The sequence below is a fragment of the Xanthomonas sp. SHU 308 genome, from assembly GCF_000364645.1.
GTDB lineage: Bacteria > Pseudomonadota > Gammaproteobacteria > Xanthomonadales > Xanthomonadaceae > Xanthomonas_A > Xanthomonas_A sontii.
In genome coordinates, this window is the sequence record NZ_AQOK01000733.1 from 1 (window position 1) to 411 (window position 411).

Annotated in this window: 1 protein-coding gene; it reads left to right on the plus strand. The window is 74.9% G+C overall.

Annotation, left to right across the window (positions count from 1 at the left end; all coding sequences use genetic code 11):
- Window positions 1-411 (plus strand): TolC family protein (locus tag D588_RS0119560; RefSeq protein ID WP_017917193.1); only part of this gene is annotated, 411 nt, incomplete at both ends.

Sequence of the window (411 nt, forward strand, 5' to 3'; positions counted from 1 at the left end):
CGGCCGCCGTCGAGGCGATGGTCGCGCAGGGCCGCGAGCCGCGACTGCGCGCGGTGCAGGCGCGCAGCGAAGTGGCCGATGCCACCGCGGCGCTGGACGAAGCGCAGGCGTTCCGCGACGCGGCGCTGGCGCGCCTGGCGGCGATCGCCCTGCTGGAGATGCCGGTGCAGTCCCTCGATGGCAGCCTGCTCGACCGGACGCCGCCATCGCCGCGCGCGACCGAGGCGGCAGCGCTGCCGGTGCGCATCGCCGCTGCGGAAGCCGAAGCTGCTGATCGCCAGGTCGAGGTAGAGCGCAAGCGTGCCCTGCCCGAGCTGAGCCTGACCGCCGCGCAGACGCGGTTCCGCGAAGACCGCGCCCACGCCTACACGCTCGGCGTCAGCCTCAGCCTGCCGCTGTTCGATCGCAACC